This is a genomic window from Pseudomonas sp. ICMP 460 (assembly GCF_002723595.1).
GTDB classification, from domain to species: Bacteria; Pseudomonadota; Gammaproteobacteria; order Pseudomonadales; family Pseudomonadaceae; genus Aquipseudomonas; species Aquipseudomonas kitaguniensis.
Genome location: NZ_LKBR01000025.1, coordinates 50,181 through 72,566 on the forward strand (window position 1 = coordinate 50,181; position 22,386 = coordinate 72,566).

Annotated in this window: 20 protein-coding genes and 1 pseudogene; 4 read left to right on the forward strand and 17 right to left on the reverse strand. The window is 59.2% G+C overall.

Features of this window, described 5'->3' with window-relative positions; all coding sequences use genetic code 11:
• The first annotated feature begins 366 nt into the window (after window positions 1-366).
• Window positions 367-1,497: a diguanylate cyclase gene (locus AO240_RS18205; RefSeq protein ID WP_099238052.1), complete on the forward strand. Its 1,131-nt coding sequence runs from the start codon at window positions 367-369 to the stop codon at window positions 1,495-1,497.
• A gap of 75 nt (window positions 1,498-1,572) precedes the next feature.
• Here AO240_RS18205 and AO240_RS18210 read toward each other — a convergent pair whose 3' ends face one another.
• The 15 genes from AO240_RS18210 to AO240_RS18280 form a co-directional block, all read right to left on the reverse strand.
• Window positions 1,573-2,295, reverse strand: a complete 723-nt coding sequence (locus AO240_RS18210) for a haloacid dehalogenase type II (protein ID WP_099238054.1) — start codon at window positions 2,293-2,295, stop codon at window positions 1,573-1,575.
• Between the two features lie 116 nt (window positions 2,296-2,411).
• Entirely contained in the window at window positions 2,412-3,026 is a 615-nt protein-coding gene (locus AO240_RS18215) for a hypothetical protein (protein WP_371918645.1), read from the reverse strand.
• Window positions 3,026-3,724 (reverse strand): hypothetical protein, encoded by a 699-nt coding sequence (locus AO240_RS18220; protein WP_099238056.1) that lies wholly within the window; start codon window positions 3,722-3,724, stop codon window positions 3,026-3,028. The genes AO240_RS18215 and AO240_RS18220 overlap by 1 nt, the downstream gene beginning before the upstream one ends.
• A 65-nt stretch (window positions 3,725-3,789) precedes the next feature.
• A complete protein-coding gene (gene pstB / locus AO240_RS18225) occupies window positions 3,790-4,551 on the reverse strand; it encodes a phosphate ABC transporter ATP-binding protein PstB (protein WP_218244394.1) in 762 nt (253 codons plus the stop codon).
• Between the two features lie 76 nt (window positions 4,552-4,627).
• The gene (gene pstA / locus AO240_RS18230; RefSeq protein WP_058411604.1) at window positions 4,628-5,542 is read right to left on the reverse strand and encodes a phosphate ABC transporter permease PstA; all 915 of its coding nucleotides are present in this window, start codon (window positions 5,540-5,542) and stop codon (window positions 4,628-4,630) included.
• The gene (gene pstC, locus AO240_RS18235; RefSeq protein ID WP_099238060.1) at window positions 5,542-6,507 is read right to left on the reverse strand and encodes a phosphate ABC transporter permease subunit PstC; all 966 of its coding nucleotides are present in this window, start codon (window positions 6,505-6,507) and stop codon (window positions 5,542-5,544) included. Before pstC ends, pstA begins: the two co-directional genes overlap by 1 nt.
• Window positions 6,508-6,581: 74 nt before the next feature.
• Complete coding sequence (gene pstS, locus AO240_RS18240) at window positions 6,582-7,613, reverse strand: phosphate ABC transporter substrate-binding protein PstS (protein WP_058411606.1); 1,032 nt, start codon at window positions 7,611-7,613, stop codon at window positions 6,582-6,584.
• Window positions 7,614-7,783: 170 nt separating this feature from the next.
• The gene (locus AO240_RS18245) at window positions 7,784-9,601 is read right to left on the reverse strand and encodes a glycoside hydrolase family 28 protein (RefSeq protein WP_099238084.1); all 1,818 of its coding nucleotides are present in this window, start codon (window positions 9,599-9,601) and stop codon (window positions 7,784-7,786) included.
• Between the two features lie 42 nt (window positions 9,602-9,643).
• Window positions 9,644-10,420 (reverse strand): ABC transporter ATP-binding protein, encoded by a 777-nt coding sequence (locus tag AO240_RS18250; protein WP_099238062.1) that lies wholly within the window; start codon window positions 10,418-10,420, stop codon window positions 9,644-9,646.
• 10 nt (window positions 10,421-10,430) lie between these two features.
• The gene (locus tag AO240_RS18255) at window positions 10,431-11,270 is read right to left on the reverse strand and encodes an ABC transporter ATP-binding protein (protein WP_099238064.1); all 840 of its coding nucleotides are present in this window, start codon (window positions 11,268-11,270) and stop codon (window positions 10,431-10,433) included.
• Between the two features lie 15 nt (window positions 11,271-11,285).
• Window positions 11,286-12,203 carry an ABC transporter permease gene (locus AO240_RS18260; RefSeq protein WP_099238066.1) on the reverse strand — a complete coding sequence of 306 codons (918 nt, stop codon included), beginning with the start codon at window positions 12,201-12,203 and terminating at the stop codon, window positions 11,286-11,288.
• A 50-nt stretch (window positions 12,204-12,253) separates the two neighbouring features.
• Window positions 12,254-13,864: an ABC transporter substrate-binding protein gene (locus AO240_RS18265; protein WP_099238068.1), complete on the reverse strand. Its 1,611-nt coding sequence runs from the start codon at window positions 13,862-13,864 to the stop codon at window positions 12,254-12,256.
• A 51-nt stretch (window positions 13,865-13,915) separates the two neighbouring features.
• A complete protein-coding gene (locus tag AO240_RS18270) occupies window positions 13,916-14,953 on the reverse strand; it encodes an ABC transporter permease (RefSeq protein WP_099238070.1) in 1,038 nt (345 codons plus the stop codon).
• 21 nt (window positions 14,954-14,974) lie between these two features.
• Entirely contained in the window at window positions 14,975-16,585 is a 1,611-nt protein-coding gene (locus tag AO240_RS18275; RefSeq protein ID WP_099238072.1) for an ABC transporter substrate-binding protein, read from the reverse strand.
• Between the two features lie 70 nt (window positions 16,586-16,655).
• The gene (locus AO240_RS18280; protein ID WP_099238074.1) at window positions 16,656-17,810 is read right to left on the reverse strand and encodes a mandelate racemase family protein; all 1,155 of its coding nucleotides are present in this window, start codon (window positions 17,808-17,810) and stop codon (window positions 16,656-16,658) included.
• A gap of 359 nt (window positions 17,811-18,169) precedes the next feature.
• Between AO240_RS18280 and AO240_RS18285 the strand changes: the two genes are divergently transcribed.
• Both AO240_RS18285 and AO240_RS18290 read left to right on the forward strand, forming a co-directional pair.
• A complete protein-coding gene (locus tag AO240_RS18285) occupies window positions 18,170-18,895 on the forward strand; it encodes an oligogalacturonate-specific porin KdgM family protein (RefSeq protein WP_058411613.1) in 726 nt (241 codons plus the stop codon).
• A 96-nt stretch (window positions 18,896-18,991) separates the two neighbouring features.
• Window positions 18,992-19,831, forward strand: a complete 840-nt coding sequence (locus AO240_RS18290) for an NAD(P)-dependent oxidoreductase (protein ID WP_099238076.1) — start codon at window positions 18,992-18,994, stop codon at window positions 19,829-19,831.
• Between the two features lie 7 nt (window positions 19,832-19,838).
• Here the strand turns inward: AO240_RS18290 and AO240_RS18295 are convergent, their stop codons facing one another.
• Complete coding sequence (locus AO240_RS18295; RefSeq protein ID WP_099238086.1) at window positions 19,839-20,597, reverse strand: FadR/GntR family transcriptional regulator; 759 nt, start codon at window positions 20,595-20,597, stop codon at window positions 19,839-19,841.
• 192 nt (window positions 20,598-20,789) lie between these two features.
• Here AO240_RS18295 and AO240_RS18300 point away from each other — a divergent pair, with 192 nt between their 5' ends.
• Entirely contained in the window at window positions 20,790-21,932 is a 1,143-nt protein-coding gene (locus tag AO240_RS18300; RefSeq protein ID WP_099238078.1) for a polysaccharide lyase family 1 protein, read from the forward strand.
• Between the two features lie 60 nt (window positions 21,933-21,992).
• Here AO240_RS18300 and AO240_RS28555 read toward each other — a convergent pair.
• Window positions 21,993-22,386, reverse strand: a pseudogene (locus AO240_RS28555) (lipase family protein); the annotation flags it as partial.

Genomic DNA, 22,386 nt, shown 5'->3' on the forward strand with positions numbered 1-22,386 from the left:
GCCGTGTGCCTGGTTTGAACGACGCTTCGCCTGGTCAGCGATCAGAAAATACCTGCACATCGCTCTTGCCAATTATCTCCAGCGCACCCCGTAACTTATCGCCTGCGTGGGTGTAGTCCAGGCCTGCGCGCCATCAACAGAAACCCGGAATGGCAGATTGCCACCATTGGTCGGATTGGCCGTTACGTCGTTGAACATTTTTTTTGCTCTGTGGTTCTATGTTCACAGACTTGATCAAATGATCGAGTGCAACTCATTCAACGTGTTGAAGAGTACCAGCGACAGGAAAAGCATAATAGGCTCGACCGTGACGCAGGCGAACCACTTAAAATAACAGCGGAATGGGCTTTATGGCGGACTCGTATTATGCCTAACCTTCACTCTTTTCCCATTACACCGTTGATCCGCTGGTTTGTTAAAGACAACGAAAACCTGGATCGGGACATCCGCTTAAAGCTACTCAAAGACCCCTTTTCCTCTCGTGCCGCCCTGGTCGCGGCGGGGATGAATACACTGCTTGTATGCAGCGTTGCAGTCATACTTCACCCAACGTTGTTTTTCATCTGTTGGTTAATCGCCGACATGCTGATTTGGATCATCCGCTGGTTTCTGCTGCGCAGATTCATTGCCAGTGGCAAGTCCATGCGCCGCTACGCGACCGACCTTTCCCTGCTCTTCGGTTTGATCTGGGCGGCCGAAATAGGCATTGGCACAGCGGGCTGCATTATCAGTCAGGACCCGGTACTCCAAATTCTGGCGTGCACATCGGCAGTCAGCATGAATGGCGCGATTGCCATGCGAAACCAAGGCATACCCCGCTATGCATTTACGCAGATACTGTTAACGGACATACCGATGAAACTGGCCACGTTGTTCCAACCAGAACCGATGTTGCGGGTGCTGATTCTACAAGCGCCCATGTACCTGACTGGTCTCTGGGTACTGCTGAACAACCTCAATGCAAACCTGACCAAAGCCTATATTGCAGAAGCACAGAGCACACATTCAGCCACCCACGACAAACTCACGGGCGTATTGAACAGGTCAGGTATGTTCAATGTAATGACGGCGTTACTTAGCTCGAAAGCCAAAGTGGCCAGTGGTTTTTGCCTGCTGTGTCTGGATTTGGATGGGTTCAAAAAAATCAATGATGCCAACGGGCATGCCACCGGCGACAAAGTATTGGTGTCCTTCTCTGCAATGATCAGTAATGTGGTACGCAAGAATGATGCCGTGGCACGACTAGGCGGCGACGAATTTATCGTGTTGATGCCGGATATAGACCAGTCATCCGCTTCATTTATTGCAGAGCGAATTATCCAAACCCTTGAAGATTACGTGGGTAAAAACGCGAATTACAAAGGATTGGGTGTCAGCATCGGTATCACCGAGATCTCGCCTTTTGAGCCAGGGAGTGTTGAGCAGATGCTCTCCAGAGCGGATATTGCAATGTATAACGCAAAATCTGCGGGCAAGAACTGTTACCGGTTTGGATAACTCTTTGAACTGTTTTACCTGAAAATAGTGTTCCAGAAGCCCGCCAAAATGTTTTTCGCGACCCGCAAGTTCGGATTAACAGCCCAAGGCAGCCGCGGCCTCAGTCAGGGAGTCGACCACAATATCCCAGTCTTGCTCGGCAGCCAGATCCGATGTCTGGCCCGGCCCATGCTCATGGGGGCGCTTGATAAAGATCGACTTGAACCCCTGCGCACGTGCGGCAGCCAAGTCTGAGTTATGCGCGGCAACCATAGCGACCGCTTCAGGTGCCAGGCCCACAGCTTGCGCAGATTTGAGATAGGTTTGCGGCTGGGGTTTGTAGGTTCCGGCGACTTCTGCGCCGACGATCACGTCCCAGGGTAACCCACCAAACTTCGCAAGGTTGAGCATCAAGGCGATGTGCCCATTGGACAGAGGCCCGATTGAGAACTTGCGCTTCAATCGGGTCAGCCCCGCTACAGCATCCGGCCATGGGTCCAGCCGCTCCCACGCTTTGTTGAGTTCGACCAGTTCGGCCTCGGGGATTCGGCCAAAATCTGCAGCATGGCGGGAGAGGACCGTTTCAAGATTTTCGCGGTTCAGCACATCCAGCGTTACGAAGGGACGCTCGCCAGACCTGACGCGTTGCATGGAGGGTTGGTACAGCCCGCGCCATTGATCTGCAAACGTCTGTGGATCTACGTGCAGCTCGTGACGCTTCAGAAAGGGAGCGACTGCTCGCGAAACACCGCTTCGCCAATCGACCACCGTACCGAACACGTCAAACCCCAGAAAACCTACCCCTTCGAGCTTTGCCATCTCGCCGCCTCTTAAGTCTGTGGTGGTGAACACTGCCCCGATAAACGCGGTAATGAGCGCTCCGTCGGCCGATTATGCGCCGATCACTCCCTTGAGGTTTCGCGGCTGTCGAGGCCTCAAGCGATAGAGGCTTGCCGCACAGGCAGCTTGTGCCTGAGCGGTTGCTGGCGCGCCAGTTGCGCCTGAACCTCAGCCACGGCATCCAGCACACGTTGCGCCCAGAGCACATCTTGCGGGTCCACCACCACCACGCGAAAGCCGTGGTCATGCCCTTCACTGCGCACGCCTTCGGAGTCATCGACGTGCAAGTCGATATCGAATGCCGGCGGGAATTTCGACGGGGCGTTCGACAGGCCGTGCACCGTCAAGGCTTGGCTGTGCAGCACGCTATTGACCACACCGTCGACGCGAATGCCGTACAGCAACAGCCAACGGCGGATGTAGGACGGCGTGCGACCGGATGAGGTGTAAACCCAGATACTGCAACCCTGGCGCCGTAACTCTCGGGTCAGCGCGCGTGTACCGATACGCAATGGTTCGCCCAGCCAACGGTGGACACAGGCTGGCATCCAGCTTTTTTCAACGGCGCAATGGTGGAGCTGGCAGGCCAGTGTGTCGTCTATATCGAACGAAATACGGATGCGCGGGCGGCGCAACGCCGGCATCGAGAGGGCCTGCCAGGCGCGGCTGAGCGCGGTTCGGCAGTGGGTGAGCGTGGCGTACCGGCTCATCAATGGCCTCCCTGATACACAGACGATGGTGGTTGGCCCAGGAAAAACTTCTTCGGGTCGGGCGCCTGTTCTTCCAGGAAGGCTGCGTATTTTTTCTTGATCTTGGGCAATTCGTACAACGCCTTGACCCCATGCTTGGCGGAGTTGCGTATGACCGAGGACGGGTTGAAGTAGCCCTCGGCGTTTTCCAGCGTGAGCACAAACGGTGGCAACCCGGCACGCATCAGCAAATAGCTGACGATGAGTGAACCACTGCGGTTGTTGCCTTCGATGAACAATTGCGGCTTGCTGAGAATTCTGACGTAGACGCCGGCAGCGCGTTTCCAGACCGACTCACTGCGGTACGCGCAGTACCAGTTGTACAGGTCCTTGATGCCACCCTCAACGTTGTTGAAAAAGTGCTGCTCGGTGGCAGCCAGGTGCTGAGCATATTCTTGCCTGCGCAAAGGGTCCGTCCCGCAGAGCACCGTGGCGTTGATTTCGAGCATCAGGTTCAGTTGCTGAAGGTCAAACAGGTCGACGCCGCGAGCGACATAATCGTCAATCAGCGCATAGCCTTCAAGCACATTGTGCAGCACCTCGTCGGTCAACGGATCGCGCGGCTCGATAAAGTGCTGGCTGAGTTCGGTAAAACGTCCTTGCACCTTACGCAGTGCGCGTTCTATCGCGGGCAGATCAAGACGACGTGTTGCAGGCATTGGCATTCCCGGGAAACTCTGAGTAAAAGGTGAACCGGTGGGGGCCGTTAAGCCCCCCACTTGGCTTAGCTGAACTTGCCGCTGATGTAATCCTCGGTCATTTGTTCGCGCGGGCTGCCGAAAATCTGCGTGGTCGGGCCCATTTCAACCATATAGCCGGTGCGTGTGCCCTGGGAAATATCCACCGAGAAAAACGCGGTGGTGTCCGCCACACGGATCGCCTGCTGCATATTGTGGGTCACCAGGGCGATGGTGTAGTCCTTCTTCAGCTCAACCATCAACTCTTCGACACGGCGGGTGGCGATCGGGTCAAGCGCCGAGCACGGCTCATCGAGCAACAGCACTTCCGGCTCGGTGGCGATGGCGCGGGCGATACACAGCCGTTGCTGCTGTCCACCGGACAGCGACAGGCCGCTGACCTTGAGCTTGTCCTTGACCTCATCCCACAGCGCAGCGCCTTGCAGGGCGTGCTTGACGCGGTCACCGAGGTCACCCTTGTAGCGGTTGAGGCGCAGGCCGAAGGCGACGTTGTCGAAAATGCTCATCGAGAACGGATTGGGCTGCTGAAACACCATGCCGATATAACGACGCACGACCACCGGGTCGACGCCCTTGCCGTAAACGTCCTGCCCGAGGAAATGCACGTGGCCCTCAAAGCGGAACCCTTTCACCAGGTCGTTCATGCGGTTGAGGCTGCGCAGCACGGTACTTTTGCCGCAGCCGGAAGGCCCGATGAAACCGGTGATCTTGTTTTTTTCGATCGGCACATGGCTGTCGCGCACGGCCATGAAGTTGCCATAAAAAATCTTGTCGAGCTTGCAGTCCATGACCACAGGCGACTGGGTAACAAACGGAGAGGCTATTTTCGCAGTTGATACGTTCAAAATTCAGATGCTCCCGTTTTTAATACTTGGGCTTGCCGAAAATACGGCTGACAATGTTCACCACCAGCACAATCATCACCAGCACCAGCGAGGCCGCCCAGGCGAGTTCAAGCTGATTGTCGAAGGGCATGCCGGAAAAGTTGTAAATCAATACCGCAAGCGATGCCGTCGGGTTCATCACCGCCAGGCTGCCGTCGTGGTATATCCAGTAGTTGCTGAACAGCGCGGTAAACAACAACGGTGCGGTTTCGCCCGCGGCACGTGCCACGGCGAGCATCACGCCGGTGAGGATCGCCGGCATGCCGGTCGGCAAGATGATCTTCCAGATCACCTGCGAGCGCGTGCAGCCCATGCCGTAGGCCGCGTCCTTCATGACCTTGGGCACCATGCGCATCGCCTCTTCAGCGGTCAGCACGACGATGGGCAGCATCAATACCGCGAGTGCCACGCCGCCAGCCGGTGCCGAGTACGTACCGGTGGTCATCACCACCAGCGCGTAGGCGAATACCCCGGCGAGGATCGAAGGCAGGCCCGTGAGCATCTTGGCGGCGAAGCGTGCAGCGCTGCCCAGCTTGCTGTCCGGGCCCAGTTCAGCCAGGAAGATCGCGGCCATGATGCCGACCGGAACCGCGATAGCAGCGGCGATACCGACCATCACGAACGTGCCGGCCATCGCGTTGCCGAAGCCGCCGCCCGTCTCGAAACCGGTCGGTGGCAATTCGGTGAACACCTCAAGGCTCAAGCGCGCCCCGCCGCGGGTGATCAGCATGTACAGCACGGAAATCAACGGCACGCTGGCGAGTACAGCGCCAGCCCATACCAGCGTGGTCAGCAGCAGGCTGCGCAAGGCGCGGCCTTCGAACTTGCGCTGCAGGCTGGGCAAAGCCCCAGCAGGCGACGCCAGGTTGTTGGCGGAGGGCGTGATGTCAGTCATCATTTATTCCCACGTTGGGCATAGACCATGATCATGGAGCCGATGACATTCACCAGCAGCGTGATGAACATCAGCACCAGCGCGGCGTACATCAACACTTCGATTTCATTCGGCCCGGCTTCCGGGAAGTTCAGCGCCAGCAAGGCTGCCAGCGTGTTGGCCGGGGCGAACAGCGAAAGCGAAATATTGTTCGCGTTGCCCACCAGCATGGCCAGCGCCATGGTTTCGCCCAGCGCACGGCCAAGGCCAAGCACCAGCGAGCCGAAAATACCGGTGGCGGCAGACGGCACCATCACCTTGAGAATCGCTTCCCAATGCGTGGTGCCCATGCCGTAAGCGGCCTGCTTGGTTTTCATCGGTACGCCCGTCAAGGCGTCCTGGGAAACCGCGGCAATGGTCGGCAGAATCATGATCGCCAGTACCAGCGCCGCCGGCAGCAGCCCCGGCCCGCTGAGGGAGGTGCCGAAAAAAGGTATCCAGCCCAGTTCGCTGTTCAACCACGCGGTGAGCGGGCGAATCGCCGGGATCACCACGTAAATGCCCCACAAGCCATACACCACGCTGGGGATGGCGGCGAGCAACTCGACGATGGTGCGAAACACCGCTGCGAGTTTTGCGGGGAGGAAATCCTGAGTCAGAAAAATCGCCATGCTGACGCCGAAAAAGCCTGCAATCAGCAACGCGATCAGGGCGCTGTAAAGCGTGCCCCAAATGGCCGGCAGAATGCCGTACTTGCCCTGGTTAACGTCCCAGACGCTACCGAACACTACATCAAAACCGTGTTTTTCCATGCCTGGAAGGGCCTTGCGTCCCACCTCGAACACCAAGGCAAAGACCAACGCCAGAATTAGAACCACGCCGATTCGCGCAAGCGCACGGAAGGTGCGATCAACCAGAAAATCCTTCGTAGAGGGTGGCCGGCAGGCAGAATCCGGGTTAACCGGTACGACAAAAGGTGGGTTCATTGGCTAATTCCGGAACGGGGGGGAAACTCCCCCGGCATGCCTGACCGCGCACACCGAGGAAGGCCTGACGCGTGTTACTTGATGTTCGCGGAGGCTTTGCGAACTTGATCGACAACCGATTGCGGCAGTGGGATGTAGCCCATCGAGTCGGCGATTTTTTGCCCTTCGGTCAGGCTGTACTCAACCATTTCACGCATGGCTTTGGCCTTGGCCGGGTTGCCGTTGTCTTTGCGGAAGATCATCCAGGTGTAGGAAGTGATCGGGTACGACTTGGCACCGTCCGGGTCCGGCAGCCAGGCCACCAGGCTTTCCGGCATTTTCACCGCAGCCAGGGCTTCAGCACCGCTTTCTGCGTTGGGTACCACGTAGTGACCGGCTTTGTTCTGCAACTGGGCGAAATCAACCTTGGCCAGTTTGGCGAAACCGTACTCGATGTAGCCAATCGCGCCTGGGGTCTGGCGTACGGTGGCGGTCACGCCATCGTTTTTCGGCGACTTGATGAACTTGTCACTGGCTGGCCAGTTAACCGTGTTGCCCTCGCCCAAGGACGACTGGAACTCGGCGTTGATCGCTGCCAAGTGCTTGGTGAATACCGCGGTAGTACCGCTCGAGTCGGCACGCACGACAACCGTGATCGGCGTATCGGTGAGTTTCAGGTCCGGGTTGGCAGCGACGATTTGCGGGTCGTTCCACTTGGTGATCTTGCCCAGGAAGATGTTCGAGTACACGTCACGCGGCAGCTTCAAGCCTTTAGGGTTGCCCGGCAGGTTGTAGGCCAGCACGATTTCACCCGCGGTCATCGGCAGCAGTTGCACGCCTTCGGCCACCTTGGCCATGTCTTCTTCTTTCATTGCCGAGTCACTGGCGGCGAAATCGACGGTTTTGTTGAGGAAGTCCTGTACACCCGCGCCGCTGCCCTTGGATTGATAGTCCACAGTGACACCCGCGGTTTTCTTGCTGAAATCCTTGAACCAAGTGAGGTAGATCGGTGCCGGAAAGCTGGCACCGGAGCCTGTCAGACGGACGCTCTCGGCTGCGAAAGTCAGCGAGGAGGCACAAAGAGAAACTGTGACGGCGAGTGCTGCAGACTTCATCAAGCTTTTCATTAAAGGGAACTCCTTGTGATTACGGGCTCCCGAACCTTGCAGTAGATTTGTTACGTTTTTATGAAAATTGAATGGCAACCCCTGTTTTTGTCCCGTTTTGCCGTCACAGCAGCGCATTTCGCTGTCACTGTTTCGTAACAAAATGCGACTAAGGCATTGCCATCGGCGCATTACGGCGCGGGTTGCACGTCCTTGAAGCTCAGCCCCGAACTCCCGCTGATCTGCCAGGGGTTGGCAGCGCCCTGCTGGCTGAACACCACGCGCTCGAAGTGTGAGTCTTTCAAGCCGTCGATACGCGCACCGGCAGCGCCACGCAAACGCACATCCTCGAAAACCAGGCCCTCGTGGTAGGCGTTGTGCAGGCTGTCGCCCTTGACCTCAATCGCACTGCCGTGGGCATTTTCGACGCTGACGTTGTTCACGCGGATGTCCTTGAACTGCCCGGCAATCGTCGAGCGTTGGTAATCCAGTTTGGCGTTGGGGTCGTTGTAGTCCAGGGTGAAAATGAACGCCTGCTTGACCGTGTTGCGAATGGCCGAGTCGCGGAACGTCACGTTGCGCGCCCCGCCGCCCATAAAATGGGTGCTTTTCATGCGCAAGCCAGCATCCGTGCCGTCAGACACGTTGTCTTCGGCCAGAATATTCTGGATCCACGCGCCAGTGTGGCTGCCGGCAACCACCATCCCGTGGCCCTTGCGGAAGTAATTATTGAAGATCCACGCCTGTTCCTGCGGCGGCTGATGCACCGCGTCAGCGCCGGTGCCCGCAGCAAAATTCACGCAGTCATCGCCGGTATCGAAGAGGTTATTGAAGACCATCGCGCCTTTGCTGTTGGCGAACTCAATGCCATCGCCGTTGTTAGCGTCGTAGGTTGTGTGCCGGGTGTTGGCCAGCACCACGTCTTCGGTCTCAAGATTCATGATGCCGTGGTACGCCGGGTTCACCACCGTGAAACCGCCGTAAAACACGTTTTTGACGTTGCGCAAAGTGATCAGCGACGAGCGCATTTGCCCGTAGGCATCCTTGACATTCATGCCGCGCGCCACCGCTTGCTGCACTTGTGCCTTGGCCAGAATGCCGTCTTGCAGATAGCGCGTATTGTCGCTCGCCACATACACCGGCAAGGGCTGACCACGCTCATCCACGGCATCGGCTTTACGCTTCCAGCCGTTACCGTCGAGGGTGCCCTTGCCGACGATGCGGATGTTTTCGAACGTCTGGTGCTGACGCGGATCGCGCGGCAATGCATTGATCAGCGAGGCCGGGCGCACCGTGGTCGAATATGGATATTGAATGTAACCCGCCAGCGGGTAATCTTCAGCGCGCTCGGAACCAAGCAGGGTCGCGCCTGCGGCGATCTCCAGGGTCATGTTGCTTTTGAGGTAGAGCGCGCCGCTTTTGTAGGTGCCCTTGGGCAGCAAGACCTTGCAGCCGACGGTGCAGGCATCAATCGCGCTCTGAATCGCCAGGGTATCGAGGTGGTTGCCATCGCCCTTGGCGCCATAGGTTTTTACGTCAAACAGTGCCGGCGATGGTGTGGTGCGCTGCAGCACTGGCGCGCTGTCTGCCGACTCTTTGCCGCTGCTGTCCACCGAACGCACGGTAAAGCGATAGGCCGTGTCGGGCTTCAGGCCCTGTGCGGTGTAGCTGTGAATGCCGACGCGGTAATGGAAGTTCGCGGTGTCTTGCCGGTAGAACTGGTCGATGTAGGGTTTGGCGGGCGAAACCTGGTCGTTGTTGGCGTTAGCGCTGCCCAGCAGCGTGCCGTTGGCGTACACCCGGTAGTCCTTGATGTCGGCATGTTCGGCGGGCTTTTCCCAGACCAGAATGATTTGCTGATCGTCAAACGCCAGCGTCGGCACCTGCACCTTCGCCGGCGCTTGCAGTGCCCACGACAGCGGGCTGCACGCGAGCGCGACGAGGGCCAGCGCGCGACGCGGCGATCTACTTTGCGGGCTGTTTTTTTGCGACCTGCTTTTTTGCGGCATGTTGTTCTCCTTGTGTGTGCCAATGGTCATACCGACCTCCCTTTAACTCGCCCGGCGCCGCTCGGATTCCTGGCTGAAATCACGGCTGGCCTGCACCAGCATGCGCGTGTAGTCGTGCTCGGCCAGGTTCTGGCTCAGCGCCTGGCTGTCGAGCAAATCAACGATTTTACCGTGCTGCATCACCGCCACCCGGTCGCACAGGTGCGTGACCACCCCCAAGTCATGCGTGACCAGTAAATAGGTGAGTTTCTCGCGCTGACGCAGGTCCATCAGCAGGTTGAGAATCTCGGCCTGTACCGACACATCCAGCGCCGAGGTCGGCTCATCGAGCAACAGCACGCGTGGCTCAAGGATCAACGCACGGGCGATGGCCACTCGCTGACGTTGGCCGCCGGACAACTGGTGCGGGTAGCGAAAACGAAAACTGTCGTTCAGGCCAACCTTCAGCAGCATCTCGTTGATACGGTCGTCCTTGTCGCCTACGCCGTGAATAATCAGCGGCTCGCGCAAGGCGGTGTCGATGGTGTGCCGCGGGTGCAGCGAGCCGTACGGGTCCTGAAAAACCATTTGCACCTTGCGAAAGTGCTCCTTGGGAATCTTGTGCTGCAGTGGCGCGCCGGCAATGCTCAGCTCGCCGCTCCAGTGCCGGTATTGCCCGGCCAGGCAGCGCAGCACGGTGGTTTTGCCCGAACCGGACTCGCCCACCAGGCCGAACGATTCGCCGTCGGCAACGCTCAGGCTGACGTCGTGCAGCACTTGGTTGATGGCAAGGCCTGTGCCGAAGCTCAGGTTCAAGGCGTGTGCTTGGATCATGGGCATGCTTGATTCCTCAGTGGTTCAGCCAGACGGGGTCGCGCTTGAGCACCGGCAAGTGCACGCGGCGGTTATCCATACTCGGCAGCGCGGCCAACAGGCCACGGGTGTAAGGGTGTTCGGCGTATTGCAGGTCGCAGGCGGCCAGCGACTCGACCACCCTGCCTGCGTACATCACCAGCACGCGGTCGCAGTAGTTACGCACCAGGTTGAGGTCGTGACTGACAAAAATCAGGCCCATTTGCTGTTGTTCCACCAATTCTTCCAGCACGTTGAGCACTTGCTGGCGCACCGACACGTCCAGCGCCGACGTGGGCTCGTCGGCAATGATCACTTCAGGGCGGGTAATCACCATCATCGCAATCATGATGCGCTGGCCCATGCCACCCGAGACCTCGTGCGGGTACAGGTTGTAGACGCGCTTAGGGTCACGGATGTGTACTTGCTCCAGCATCTGCAGAACGCGCTCGCGCGCATCGCTGCGGCTGGCCTTGTGGTGGGCCAGGTACGCTTCGGCGATCTGATCGCCGACCTTGACCACCGGGTTCAGCGAGTACTTGGGGTCTTGCATGATCGTCGAAATGCGCTGGCCGCGTATTTTTTGCATGGCCTTTTCACTCGCCGAGAGCAGGTCGACCTCGCCAAACGCCATGCTTTTGGCGGTGATTCTGGCACTCGGCGGGTGCAGCTTGAGCAGGCTGCGGCCAACGGTGGATTTGCCCGAGCCGGACTCACCGACAATCGCGAGCTTTTCGCGGCCCAGGGTAAACGACACGTCGCGCACGGCATGGGTTTCTTTCTGGCCACTGACGAAGCGCACGTTAAGCCCTTCAACATTTAATTTGATCGCGGACATAAGGTCTTCCTCCGGTTATTCGCTGCGCGGATCAAGGATGTCCCGCAGGCCATCGCCCAACAGGTTGAAGGCCAGGCTGACCAACATGATCGCCGCGCCCGGTACTGCCACCAGCCACCAGCATTCGAGCATGTAGCGGCGGCCGGTCGAAATCATCGCGCCCCACTCCGGCAGCGGCGCCTGCGCGCCCAGCCCGAGAAAGCCCAGGGCGGCGGCGGTGAGGATGATCCCGGCCATGTTCATGGTCAGGCGGATGATCACAGAAGACATGCACATCGGCACAATGTGCCGCAGGATGATCCGCGCCGGCGTCGCGCCTTGCAGCTCCACGGCCACCACAAAGTCGGCGTTACGCAGCGACAAGGTTTCGGCCCGCGCCAACCGCGCAATCGGAGGCCAGGAGGTCAACGCAATGGCGACCACCGCGTGTTCCAGGCCAGGCCCCAGGGCGGCGATGAACGCCAGCGCCAGCACCAGGCTGGGAAACGAAATGAAGATGTCGGTCAAGCGCATGAACACGGTGTCGACAACGCCGCCGAAGTAGCCCGACACCGTGCCGATAAACAGCCCGATCGGGCCGACGATCACCGTTACCAGCGCGATGATGTACAGCGTGATGCGCGAGCCGTAGACCAACCGGCTGAAAATATCGCGGCCATATTCATCGGTGCCGAACCAGTGTGCGGCGCCCGGCGCCTGCAGCGCATTGGCAAGGTTTTGCGCGACCGGATCATGCGTGGCGATCCAGGGCGCAAAGGTCGCCACCACCACCAACAGCAGCGCAACCAGCAGGCCGGCCAAGGTCATCGGGTTACGCAACAGGTGCCGCAAAATCCGCAGGCCGCTCTTGCACAAGGCATCAAAGCTGGAACCCGGGGAATGATCCACCGGGCGCTTGGCCGTGGATTCAATCGAAGACAGATTGGCATTCATAAGCATCTTCTCTGTGTGAAATCAGGATTGCCAGGCGGGCCTGGCCCAACTCAACGCTGCTTGTAGACGCCCAGATAACGCGTGGCTTCGGCATCGTCTCCGATGAACCCCTTGACGTCGGCGGCGCTGACCACGGTGTCGGTCATCTGCGAGATCATCAGGATCGGCGCCACTTGCTCGTCGTAGAGCGCCTGCGCCTGGTGATACAGGCTGATCCGCTGCGCGGAGTCGCGCTCAGCGCCCGCCTGATCTATCAGGCGGTTAAGTGGCGGGCTGAAAAACGAGGCACGCCAACCCTGAAAGTTCGGCAAGCCGGCGTCGTCATTGTTGTTGGGGTTGTAGGCGAACGTGCGCAGGCTGAAATATGGGTGCGGGTAACGCTCGGCGCCCCTTGCCACGATGATCTCGAAATTGCGCGCACGCATCGCGCCGTACACCTGGTTGCCGGTGCCGGTGACGATGCTGGCCTTAATCCCGCCCTCCGCCAGCGTCGCTTGCAGGCGCGCGGCAATGTCAATAAACGGCGGTTCCGAGAGTGTGCGAATGGTGGTGCTGAAACCGTCGGGGTAACCCGCCTCGGCCAGCAGCTTTTTCGCCTGTGCAACATCCATCTGATAGCCAGGGTCCGGCAGGCGAGCGGCCAGGCCCAACTGCATTGGCCGCTGGTTGAGCGTGCCGTAGTACGGCATTACCTGGGTGTCCAGGCCCTTGTAGTCGATCAGGTTACGCACTGCTTCGCGCACTTTGGGCTGGGCAAATTGCGCTTGCTTCATGCTCATCGCAACGTAGTACATCGTGCCGCGTGGCAACGATTGCACCTGAATGTTTTGCTTGCCGTCGAGGGCACGAATGTCCGGCGCTGCCATGCCGTAGGCGAGGTCAAGGTCGCCGCGTTCAAGCATCAGCCGCAGCGATTGCGATTCGGTCATGTGCCGCACGACGACGCGCTTGAGCTTGGCCGCGCCGCCCCAATAGCCGTCGAAACGGGTCAACAGCAGCGAGTCATTCGCCGTCCATTTGGTCAGCACAAACGGGCCGCTGCCCGCCTCGTTGGTGACCAGCCAAGCGGCGCCGAGGTCAGCATTTTTTTCATGCGCCAGCGCGGTTTTGCGATCCACCACGACCGCACTGGGCGAGATCGCCAGGGAGTCCACCAACAGCAACGGGTCCAGGGTCTGCGGCAGGTCGATGACCAGCGTATGCGTATCGGTGGCGCGGATCAGCGACTGGATATTTTCGACGCTGTAACCATAGGCTTTCCAGGTGGTGGCCAGACCGAAGTTGAGTTTCATCACGCGGTACAACGACCACGCCACGTCTTCGGCGGTCAACGGGTTACCCGAGTGGAACTTGACGTCCTGGCGCAGATGAAATGTCACCTGCTTGCCGTCCTCGCTGATCTCCCAGCGCTCGGCCAACTGCGGCAGATGTTTTTCCGGGTTGCCCTGGTCACGCTTGATCAGCGTGTCGTAGAGGTTGGCATTCACGCCCGACGCATCCAGGCCCGGCGCGTTGGCCGGGTCGATGGAAAACAGGTTGACCATGCTCATGCCGACGATCAATTGGTCGGCCGGGGTTTTGGCATGGGCCAGCGGCATCGGCCCAAGGGCGAGCATCGCCGCCAACAGGCCGGCGTGCAGCGTCGAAAATCCAGTCTTCATGAAAAAATCCTTGTTTTTATAGTTTTATCGGTACGGCGGCAGCCGTGCGGCTTAACGCGTGCGTGGGTCGAACACCTTGTACAAGGCGTCGCTGATCAGGTTGAGCGCGACAAAAATCAAACCGATCACCAGCACGCAGCCCATCACCGCGTTCATGTCACCGAGCATCAGGCTGCTGGTCAGGTATTGGCCGAAACCCGGCCAGGCGAACACCGTTTCGATCAGCACCGCGCCCTCCAGCAACGAGCCGTAGGCCAGCGCAACCACGGTCAGCAGCTGCACAAGGATGTTGCGAAACGCGTGCCCCCACACCACTTGGCGCCGCGAAAGGCCCTTGACCCGCGCCGTGATGATGTATTCCTGGGACAGTTGCTCAAGCATGAAACTGCGCGTCATCCGGCTGATGTACGCCACCGAGTTCAGGCCAAGAATCAATGCCGGCAGGACGATGTGGCGCAACGCGCTGGCAAACGCCTCCCAGTCACGCGCCAAGGTCGTGTCGACCAGCAACAAGCCCGTGACCTCGGGCACCATGCCGTCGTAAGCGAGGTCGATGCGCCCTGCTCCGCCCGCCCAGCCGAGCCAGGCGTAGAACACCAGCAAGCCCATCATGCCCAGCCAGAAGATCGGCGTTGAGTAGCCGAACAAAGTGATCACGCGTGCCACGTGATCACCCAGTCGCCCCTGGTTGCTGGCGGCACACACGCCCAGCGGCAGGCCGATCAGCACGCCAAACAAAATCGCCAGGGTGGCCAGTTCGATGGTCGCCGGGAACACCCGCAAAATGTCGTCAAGCACCGGGTGGCCGGTCAACAGCGCGTTGCCGAAGTTGCCGTGGAGCAGGTCGTTGAGGTAAAGCCCGAATTGGGTCCAGATCGGCTTGTCCAACCCCATCGACCGATACACCTGGTCGTAAGTGGAACTGTCGGCGTCCGGCCCGACCACGGCCAGCACCGGGTCCAACGGCATGACGCGGCCGATGATAAACGTCAGCGCCAGCAGGCCCAGCAACGTCACCAGCACCGTGCCGGTGCGGCGCAGCGTAGTGGAAGCGCGAGCGCCCATGACAGAGGCAGTCATAACAAACATAGTGAGCTCCTGATAAGTCGGTCAGCGCTTCTTGTAGACGTCTTTGTAGCGCGTGGTCGCCGCCGTGTGGCCCTGAAAATCGGCGACGTCGGCGTACACCACCACGGTGTCGGTCATCTGCGAGACGGGCAAGATCGCGCCGACTTGCTGATCGACCTGCTCCTGGATTTCGCGGTACTGGGCCAGCTGTTTGGCAGAGTCCGGCTCGACCTCGGCGCGTTCGATCAACTGGTTCAGTTCGGGGCTGTAGAACGACGTGCGCCAGCCTTGAAAGTTAGTCAGCTTGGCTTCATCGCGGTTGTCCGGGTTGTACACCAGCGTGCGCAGGCTCGAATGCGGATGGCGCTCCGCCCCGCCACCGCCGCGCCCGACGATGATGTCGAAGCTGCGCTCGCGCATCGCGCCGTAAATCTGGTTACCGGTGCCGGTGATGATGCTGGCCTGGATGCCGGCCTGCGCCAGGGTCGACTGCAAGTTCGAGGCAATATTGATAAAAGGCGGTTCGGCCAACACGCGGATGGTGGTCTTGAAACCGTTCGGGTAACCGGCTTCGGCCAGCCAGGCTTTGGCCTGCTCAACGTTGAGCGTGTAACCAGGGTCCGGCAGGCGCGCCGGCAAGCCCAACGGCAATGGCCGTTGATTGAGCACGCCGTAATGCGGCATCACGGTGTGGTTGATGCCTTGGTAATCGATCAGCGAACGCACGGCCTTGCGCACGCGCGCATCGGCAAACATCGGCTGCTTCACACTCAGCGCCACGTAATACAGGGTGCCGCGCTGCAAGGTTTGCGTGCGCACCGAGGGGCTTTTTTGCAGCGCTTCGATGTCTGGCGCAGACATGCCCTTGGCGATGTCGAGGTCGCCGCGCTCGATCATCAGGCGCAACGATTGCGACTCGGTCATGTTGCGCATGACGATGCGCTTGAGCTTGGCCGGGCCCGCCCAATAACCGTCGAAACGGTTCATCAGAATCACGTCGTTGGCGCGCCAGTCATTCAGCACAAACGCGCCACTGCCGGCCGCGTGAGTCACCAGCCAGGCGGCGCCCATGTCCTGGTTTTTCTGGTGTTCGAGAACTTTTTTGCGGTCGAGAATAAACGCGCTCGGCGAGGTCGCCAGGGTATTCAGCACCAGCAGTGGGTCGGTCGGCCGTGGCAGTTCGATCACGAAGGTCTGGGCGTCTGTGGCGCGCATCAAACGCTCGGCGTTTTCAGCCGTAAAACCGTAGGCCTTCCACGTCGAGGCCAGCGCCAGGTTGAGTTTGAGTACGCGTTGCAGCGACCACGCAACGTCATCGGAGCTCAAGTCATTACCAGACTGAAACTTAACCCCGGCGCGCAGGTTGAAGGTCAGGGTTTTGCGGTCATCACTGACCTCCCAGCGCTCAGCCAACGCCGGCACCAAGCGGTCCGGCTCAGCCACGTCCTGCACCAGCAGCAGGTCATACAGGTTGGCATTGATCTCGGACACATCCAGCCCGGTGGCGGCCGCCGGGTCCAGCGACAACAGGTTGATCATGCTCATGCCGACGATCAGTTGATCGGCCGGGGTTTTGGCAAAGGTCGCAGGGACTGCGGTAACCGTCAGCGCGGCCACCAGTACCCGCGCCCACAGCGAAGGGAAAATGCGCATAGCGAGTGTGCCTTTCTTATATTTATAGGGCGTGGACAGCCCGGCGTTTGCCGGACTGCCCGTGTACACGTCAGAAGCTTTTAAGCGTATTGGTCTCGATGAAGTTGAAGTCGATCTCTTCACCCAGGCCGGGCAAATCGGACAAGTGCACAAAACCGTCGCTGTCCATCGGGTCGACCAGGCGCTTGAGGTAGGCCGGCACTTCGTCGTAGTCCAGATACGGGTGCAGCAAACCACGCTCATACCAGGTGCAGTTTTTAATAGCGCCGACCACGGCAAGGTTGGCGGCGCCGTTGCCGTGGATTTCGCAGTCCATGCCAAACGATTCGGCCAGGTGTGCGACCTTCAGGCACGGCCCGATACCACCGACACCCGCCACACCGGCGCGCAGGATGTCGCACACATCGTGCTTGACCCAACTGGCGCGGCTCAGGTGTTTGCCGGAGAGGGTTTCCGGGCCCAGCACCGGGATGTCCAACTGGCCCGCGAGCCAGGCGTAGGACTCGGCGGACTCTTCCATCATCGGCTCTTCGAACCAGGTGAAGTCGAGCTTCTGCAGTTCACGCCCGATGTACAGCGCGTCGGTGCGGCTGTACCAATGGTAACCGTCAAGCATCAGCGCAATGTCCGGCCCCACCGCTTCGCGCACTGCGGCGCAGGCCTTGACGTCGATGCGCGGGCTGGGCGCGAACGACACCGGCGGCATCCACGTGTGCAGCTTGATTGCCTTGTAGCCGCGCTGCACCAGCGTCTCGGCAAACCGGCCGTAGTCTTCCGGGGTTGCCAGGCCGCCGGGCAGTTCATCGCCACACATGGTCGAGCCATACGCCGGCACTTTGTCGCGAAAACCACCGATCAGCTTGTGCACCGGCACGCCGAATTTGCGCCCAGCCCAATCCCACAATGCTTGCTCGACCAGCGCCAATGCGCGGTCGGTCAATTGGCTGGCACTGCCACGTTGCCAATGCGCGAGGTCGTGCCAGATTTTTTCGCGATCAAACGCGTTCTGCCCGACCAGCACCTTGCGCACAAAACCATCCAGCACATACGGGCGGATCAGTTCGGGGGCACCCAAGGCATAACCCTCTTGACCGTCTTCAGTCTGGATGCGCAGCAACGCCATCTGCGCCTGGCTGACATCACCGGGGTGAGCATGGCCGGCGCTGTCGACTGCGCGTCGGGTCGGGTAGGAAAACACTTGCACGTTGACCGCTGTGATTCTCATGGACGTCGTTAGCCTTTTTATTGGATTTATGACGGGAAATATCGCCTGTTGTACCGAGCATAAGTCATCGTACAACACTTGAAAAGACCCAATAACCGCCGCGTACTCCTGCCCATTCCCCATCAAAAACCACTCAAAGCCCCGTATTTAAAGACGACTGAGCAATCACTTGTTTGGCTATTAACCCCTATTTACGGGACATATACATTTCAAAATGTTTCAAAATAAGGGTTAAGCCGTAGACGAGTCATCTTGTCGTACGATAACGTATATCAGCGCCTTGGATGAGAACCTGACGCAACAAGGCACTGCCGTAGCAACTATCAAACGACCCTAACAAAAACAAAAAAGAAGACCGTATGAATACTCACCTACGCACGCTCGTTACTGTCGTGGCGCTTGGCCTGCCGTTCTGTGTCAGCGCCGACTCCGCCAGCATCAACTACCGCCACCAGTACACCGAAGACGACAGCGCCCACGCTGATCGAATCAAGCTTAACTATCGGCTGGACAGTGGATTGGGTTTTGAAGCAGAAATGAAATACCGCACGGCCGGGGACCGCAAAGACGTCGCCTACGACAACATGATCAACAACGGGCACGAGTTCACCGTCAGCTACAACTACGTGCTCAGCGCGCAATCGACGTTGACGCCAGCGTTCCAGATGGACAGCTCGAAAGACTCGACCACCTACAAGTTCGGCCTCAAGTACAGCTACAAAATCAACGACGCCTTCTACGTCGCCACGCGCTATCGCCTGGACGCGAGGAAACTCGACCGCGACCAGGTCAACAAAGACATGCCCGACCACTTCAAGGATGACCAGACCACGCACCGCGCGGAAGGTTGGCTGGGCTACACGCCGGCGAGTAAATGGGCGTACGAATACCAGTTCATCTACTTCAAGACTGACTACATCCGCTACGACAACAAGAAGAGCGATTACGAACAGAACCTGATCGTCAAATACAAACTCAACAAGCAATGGGCACCGTTCATGGAGATTGGTGATGTGAAAGTCAACGCCACCTCCGAAGACCGTCAGGCGCGCTGGCGCCTGGGTGTTCAATACAACTTCATGTAAGGCCGCAGGCGACTTGCCTGGCAAACGCGCACCGCTCGACAGGCAAGCGCCCTGCTCCACACCCCGTTCATTCAGCGCTCAAAGGAAGACCTGAACATGACCACGCAACCGCTCTCGCACACACCTTACCGGCGCATTTTGCTCACCGGCGCCGCTGGCGGCCTGGGCCAGGTGCTGCGCGAAACCCTGCAGGCGCATGCGCAGATCGTGCGCGCTTCGGACATCAGCCCAATGGCGCCGAGCCGTGGCGCGCACGAGGAAGTGATCAACTGCGACCTGGCCGACAAGGCCGCCGTGGCCGCACTGGTAAACGACGTGGACGCGATCGTGCATTTCGGCGGGATTTCAGTCGAGCGGCCGTTCGAAGAAATTCTAGAGGCGAATATTCGCGGCACGTACCATATTTATGAAGCTGCCCGGCAAAAGGGGGTCAAGCGCGTCGTGTTTGCCAGCTCCAACCACGTCACCGGTTTCTACCCGCAAGAGGTTGAACTGGACGCGCATTCACAGCGGCGCCCGGACGGCTACTACGCCCTCTCCAAGGCTTACGGCGAAGACTTGGCGGCGTTCTACTATGATCGCTATGGGATTGAAACCGTGAGCCTGCGCATCGGCTCGTCGTTCCCGGAGCCACGCAACCGCCGGATGCTGTCGACGTGGCTGAGTTACGCAGACCTCGATCACTTGGTCGCCCGTGCGCTGTTGGCCGAAGGTGTCGGGCACAGCGTGGTGTATGGCGTTTCAAATAATAAGCAGCGCTGGTGGAGTAATCGCCAAGCGGCCCATTTGGGCTTCGCGCCGCAGGACAGTGCCGAAGCGTTTCGTGCCAAGGTCGAGCAACTACCGCAGCCTGCCGCAGATGAGCCCGGCAGCCTGCTACAGGGCGGCGCTTTCACCGCGGCCGGACCGTTTGAAGAGGCGCCGCGCTCGCCGTGAACCCACCTCAGCCGTTGAGCGCTTCGGCGGCGGCAGCTTCATACGCACGACGCATGCGCTCGCGGCTGTTGGACAGGTGCAGGCGCATCGCAGCGCGGGCGGCGTCGGCATCACGCCGCGCAATCGCCTTGAAGATGTCTTCATGCTCGCGGCTCAAACGCTCAAGGTAAGGTTCCTCGTTGTCCTTGACCAGGCGCTTTGAGTGCAAGCGTGTACGCGGCAAAATGTTCACCCCAAGGTGCAACATGATGTCGGTGAAGTAGCGATTGCCGGTGGCCAACGCGATTTGCTGATGGAACTGGAAGTCTGCCGACACGGCGTAATCGGCACTCACCGCGCGAGAGTTGAGCGCGTCCAGCGAGTCGCGCATCACTTGCAGTTGCGCATCGGTGCGCCCCAGGCAGGCCAGGCCTGCGGCTTCAACTTCGAGGCTGATGCGCAGCTCGAGTACCGCAAGCACGTCCTGCAAGGTGACAATCGTTTTGGGGTCGATGCGAAACCCGCTGGGGCTCGGAATATCCCGTACAAAGGTGCCGATGCCATGGCGGGTTTCGACCAGGCCCGAGGCTTGCAGACGCGATATCGCCTCACGCACCACCGTGCGACTCACACCGTGCTCTGCCATCACCTGGGTTTCCGTAGGCAGCTTGGTTGCACGCGCAAGTTCGCCGGTACAAATGCGTCGGGAAAGCTCGGTGACCAACTCTTCGGCGAGGCTTCGATGCCGGCGGCGAACAGTGGTTTGGACGTTCGGTTTGTCCGTCAAGAACAAAATTCTCGGTTTGCGGAAGAGCGCACATCATAGCGCATAGGTTGTACGACAACGTAGGTGCACATGATAGTATTTCGCCTGCAGCGGACGTTCGATTCGCTGCAACGATGACAAGGACGTCCGCTCGAGAAATGCGCAACGACGTGCGCATTTAAAAACTCAAGTTAATCAAGGATCTGATTATTCATGACAAAGCCATCAACCTTCACCGCTTGCAAACTGGCCAGCGCCATTCTCGGCGCCCTGGTGCTAAGCAGCCTGCCTGTACACGCCGCCGACATTTGGCTGGATTCCGCGACCACGGGCTGGGCCACTCAAAACGGCGGCACCAAAGGCGGTTCCAGAGCAGCGGCGAATAACATCTACACGGTAAAAAACGCCGCCGAGTTGAAAAACGCACTGAGTGCATCGGTGGGCTCTAACGGTCGCATCATCAAGATCACGGGTGTGATCGACGTCAGCGAAGGCAAGGCTTACACCACCACTGCGGACATGAAAAAACGTGCCCGCCTGGATATTCCCGGCAAGACCACCATCGTCGGCACCAGCAGCAACGCCGAAATCCGCGAAGGCTTCTTTTACGCCAAAGAAAACGACGTGATCATCCGTAATATCACCATCGAGAACCCTTGGGACCCGGAGCCAATCTGGGACGCGAACGATGGCAGCGCCGGTAACTGGAACTCGGAATACGATGGCTTGACCATCGAAGGCGCCAATAACGTGTGGGTTGACCATGTCACCTTCGCCGACGGCCGCCGCACCGACGCGCAAAACGGCGCCGCTAACGGCCGACCTAAACAGCACCACGACGGCGCGCTGGACGTGAAGAACGGCGCCAACTACGTGACCATTTCGTACACGGCGTTCAAATCCCACGAAAAGAACAACCTGATCGGTTCGAGCGACAGCCGCACCACCGATGATGGCAAGCTCAAGGTGACGATCCACAACAGCCTGTTCGAGAACATCTCGGCCCGCGCCCCGCGCGTGCGCTTCGGCCAGGTGCACCTGTACAACAACTACCATGTGGGCAGCACCGGCGACAAAGTCTATCCATTCTCGTACGCGCATGGTGTAGGCAAGAACTCGAAAATCTTCTCCGAGAAAAACGCGTTCGAGATCAGCGGCATCAGCGGCTGCGACAAAATTGCCGGCGACTACGGTGGCAGCGTTTACCGCGATCAAGGCTCGACGCTGAATGGCAGCGCCCTCACCTGCTCGTGGAATTCGAGCATCGGCTGGACCCCGCCTTACAGCTACTCGCCGCTTGCGGCAAACAAAGTAGCCGCCGACGTCAAGGCCAAGGCCGGTGCCGGTAAACTCTGATTGAGTGGTTGCAACGCGTAATGAAAAGCCCTCGGTGACGAGGGTTTTTTTTGCGGTTCTTCAGGACGTCCCGGGAAAGATCGAATCAATATCAAACGTGTACGGCGCGCCGGGGGTATAGCCGGACAGTGAGGCCATAAATTCCTGGTCGCTTACGATGGCGGCGGGCGCCATGGCCAGTTGTTCTGCCCGCGTATTTTCCGCGTGAGCCTGCCAGCGCAGCAGGCTGTCTGCGAGTGCTTCCGCGTCTTCTGAAAACAGGCCGTAGACGTTCGCAGCGGTCACCTTCTCATAGCGCAACGTGGCCAAGCGGTCACGCGTCTGTTGCACTTTATGCGTTTCTCGACTGAACGCTTCAACCGCAGGTTCGTGGCTTTCGCGGTATTTATCGCCACGCGCGTACAGGTCTCGGCGGCGGAGGAACAACTGTTGGTTAATGCGGATCAGAGCAGCG